Origin of the sequence: Streptomyces sp. NPDC051364 (genome assembly GCF_040682115.1) — a bacterium.
In the GTDB taxonomy this organism is placed as follows: Bacteria; Actinomycetota; Actinomycetes; order Streptomycetales; family Streptomycetaceae; genus Streptomyces.
Genome location: NZ_JBFBAH010000080.1, coordinates 1 through 3,414, shown reverse-complemented (window position 1 = coordinate 3,414; position 3,414 = coordinate 1). Strand labels below are relative to the sequence as shown.

The window sequence follows — 3,414 nt, the reverse complement described above, 5'->3', positions numbered from 1 at the left end:
GTGGATCTTCGTGGTCAGGCCGCCGCGGGAGCGTCCGAGTCCATGGTCGTCGGGCTCGACGGACAAGCCGCCGGGAGGCTCTTTCTGGAGGCCCCGTTACCGTCTTCGTGGCCTCGCAATGAGGCTCCCGGCCTTCGGCCCCGGTATGACTTGAGCCCCCAGTCGAGATGATCGAAAAGGTGGTGTCGCCGGTGCCGGAGGCATTGGCAGACCGCTGATTAGAGGCACGAGCGCCCTCGGGCAGTCTCTTCGTAACGTGGATGCCGGCACGCTGATGCCGCAGGTGAGGCCGGGGAGGATGCGAGCACGGGAGCGAAGGGCATGTCGGACGGGACTGGGATCGACGTCTATCTGGGCCTGGACGTCGGCAAAGGCGATCACCACGCCACCGCCGTGAACCGGGCGGGAAAGAAGGTGTTCGACAAGCCGCTGCCCAACAGCGAACCGAAGCTGCGGGAGCTGTTCGACAGGCTCCGGGCCAAGCACGGAACGGTGCTGGTGGTCGTCGACCAGCCTGCTTCCATCGGGGCCCTGCCGCCGGCGGTCGCCCGGAACGCAGGTTGCCAGGTCGCCTATCTGCCCTGACTCACGATGCGACGGATCGCCGATCTCTACCCTGGCGAGGCGAAAACCGACGCCCGCGACGCGTTCATCATCGCGGACGCCGCCAGAGCAATGCCCCACACCCTGCGGACGATCGATCCCGCCGATGAGACGGTCGCCGAACTTGCGATGATCGCGGGCTTCGACGACGACCTGGCAGGCGAGTCCACCCGGATCGCCAACCGGCTCCGCGGCCTGCTCACCCAGATCCATCCCTCGCTCGAGCGTGTCCTGGGCCCGCGGATCCAGCATCCGGCCGTGCTCAGGCTTCTGGACCAGTTCGGCTCACCCGCCCAGATCCGCAAAGCCGGAAAACGGCGGCTGGTCACACTGATACGTCCGAAGGCGCCGCGGATGGCCGAGCGGCTGGTCGAGGACATCTTCACCGCACTCGACGAACAGACCGTCGTGGTTCCGGGCACCGAGGCGGCCGCGCTGATCGTCCCCAGCCTCGCGAGTTCACTCCAGTCCGTCCTTGACCAGCGCAAACTCCTCGCCGCCCGAATCGAGGAACTCCTGGAGGCCCACCCTCTTTCCCAGGTCCTGATCTCGATGCCCGGCATCGGGATCAGGACCGCGGCCCGCATCCTCATCGACGTCGGCGACGGCAGTGGCTTCGCCACCGCCGGCCACCTCGCGGCCTACGCCGGCCTGGCACCCGTGACCCGGAACTCCGGCTCCTCCATCCGGGGCGAGCATCCCTCACGACGCGGCAACAAACAGCTCAAGAGGGCCTTCTACCTCGCCGCGTTCGCCTCGCTCTCCCAGCCCGAGTCACGCGCCTACTACGACCGCAAACGCCGGGAAGGGAAACACCACATCGCTGCCCTCATCGCACTGGCACGACGCCGCATCGACGTCCTCTTCGCCATGCTCCGCGACGGGACCTTCTACCAGCCGCCCACACCGGCTACGGCTTGACGAAAGCCATAGAGGCCCCTTTTTACGCGCCCCGGCGGCATGCTGATGGGCGCGGCAGACGGTGGAGTCGACGCTGAGGTCCCAGGTGATCAGGCCCTTGGCATCAGCATCGGCCTGGAGCTGCTCGAAGATCCGCTGCCACGTGCCGTCACGCTGCCAGCGGCGGAACAGGTCGTAGACCCGGTCCCACGGCCCGTACCGCTCCGGCACGTCCCGCCACGGCGTCCCGGCCCGGGTCCGCCACCGTATGCCGTCAATCAGCTGCCGCCGAGTCCACAGCCGCGGCCGCCCCGGCTTGCCGCCCACCGGCAGCAACGGCTCCAGCCTTGCCCACTGTGCATCCGTCAGATCTCCACGCGCCACACCATGATCATCACCGATCAAGATCCACTTTCGCAACAGACCCTAGTACTGCAATCACAGTTATGGGGTGTGGCCGCGTTGATTGTAGTGGCTGTCGCGGGCGCGCGTCTGACTGAGTCTTCGCCAGTGTGACCAGTGCAGATGGTGGTGGACGGTGAGGTGGGCGGGGTGGAGGAGGTGGCCGATGAGGCGGCGTATCTCTGCCACGGACAGCGGTATTAGGCCACCGTGGTTGCCCCTTTTGAGAGTTCGTGGGCGCGGACGGCGGTGAGTGCGGCGAGGGCGGCCATGGCGAGGGTGATGTGCCGGTACCAGGCGTGGTAGAGACGGACCTGGTAGTGGTCCAGGCCGCAGTCGCCTTTGGCGGTCTGGAAGCATTCTTCGACGGCCCAGCGGGCGCCGGCCACTCTGACCAGGTCTTTCAGCCGTGTGGTGACGGGGCCGTAGCAGACGTAATAGGCGAGGTCGGTCGGGTCCTTCAGGCTGCGGCGGGCCAGGACCCAGTGGCCGTGGCCGTTCTCCCACCAGATCCGGATGGGGATCCGCGCCCACTGGTACATCCGTTCGCCGTGGGATCCTTTCCCGGCGGACAGACGCTTCCAAGCCTGCGGTGCGAGACCGGCCACCAGCTTGTCGACACGGCGTTCTCCCGCTCCTCGCGTGATGACGGTGTCGCTGGTCTTCACACACATCACATGACTGATGGCTCGCTGTTCCATCCACCACCGCAGGGATTTCGACTGCCCGTAGGCCTCGTCCGCGGTGACCCACGCGAACGGCACGCCGGCCTCCACCGCACGCAGGAGCATGGCTTTGAAATGCTCCGTCTTCGTCGCGAACAACACCTCGTCCGGGACACCGGCCTCCCGGCACCGCTCGCGGTCTTCCGTCCACGAAGCGGGAAGATACAGTTCCCGGTCGATCAGAGCCCGCCCCTTCGTCGAGGCGTAGGCCAGGAAGGTGCCGACCTGGCAGTTTTCCGTACGTCCGGCGGTACCGGAATATTGCCGCTGGACGCCGGCCGAGCGCACGCCCTTCTTCAGGAAGCCGGTGTCGTCCCCGATCAGGACGCCGCCCTTGTCGCCGATCGTCTCGACAACGTAGTCCCGCACGTCGTCACGGACCGAGTCCGCGTCCCAGTCCGCCTCGCCCAGCAGACGCTGCATCCCGATCGGCAGCCGGTCACCCGCCCGCTCCGCCAGCGTCCAGCCGTTCTTCCGCTCCAACGGAGCGACCAGCCCCCGCATATACCCAAGCGCCCGCCGACGCGGCTCCGACCTCACGAAACGCGACGCGAACCGGTCATGCAACCCCGCCAGCGCCCCGTCCCACTCCTGAACCAGACCCACCCCAAGCTCAGCCATACACCAACTCAACCACACACAAGTGTGATTGCAGTACTAGGGCGTGTATCTGGTTGTGATCAAGGGGTGGTTCGTGTGAGGTCCTTGATCCAGATCATGGAGGCGCGAAGGTGCAGGCCGGCGAGATAGCTCTCGGGTGTCTTGTCGTAGCGCGTGGCGATAC

The 3,414-nt window shown here is 66.7% G+C and carries 1 protein-coding gene and 2 pseudogenes; 1 reads left to right on the top strand and 2 read right to left on the bottom strand.

What is annotated here, in order from left to right; translation table 11 throughout:
* Nucleotides 1–321: 321 nt before the first annotated feature.
* Nucleotides 322–1,524, top strand: a pseudogene (locus tag AB0M76_RS43345) (IS110 family transposase).
* A gap of 15 nt (nt 1,525–1,539) precedes the next feature.
* On the opposite strand, the pseudogene AB0M76_RS43340 reads toward AB0M76_RS43345, so the two are convergent.
* Both AB0M76_RS43340 and AB0M76_RS43335 read right to left on the bottom strand, forming a co-directional pair.
* A pseudogene (locus tag AB0M76_RS43340) lies at nt 1,540–1,887 on the bottom strand (IS5 family transposase); the annotation flags it as partial.
* A 218-nt stretch (nt 1,888–2,105) separates the two neighbouring features.
* Nucleotides 2,106–3,251: an IS701 family transposase gene (locus AB0M76_RS43335; protein ID WP_365958278.1), complete on the bottom strand. Its 1,146-nt coding sequence runs from the start codon at nt 3,249–3,251 to the stop codon at nt 2,106–2,108.
* Between the last annotated feature and the right edge of the window lie 163 nt (nt 3,252–3,414).

Coding starts and splice junctions, on each gene's coding strand:
- AB0M76_RS43335 (WP_365958278.1), bottom strand. CDS start 3,251: ATGGCTGAGCTTGGGGTGGGTCTGGTTCAGGAGTGGGACGGGGCGCTG.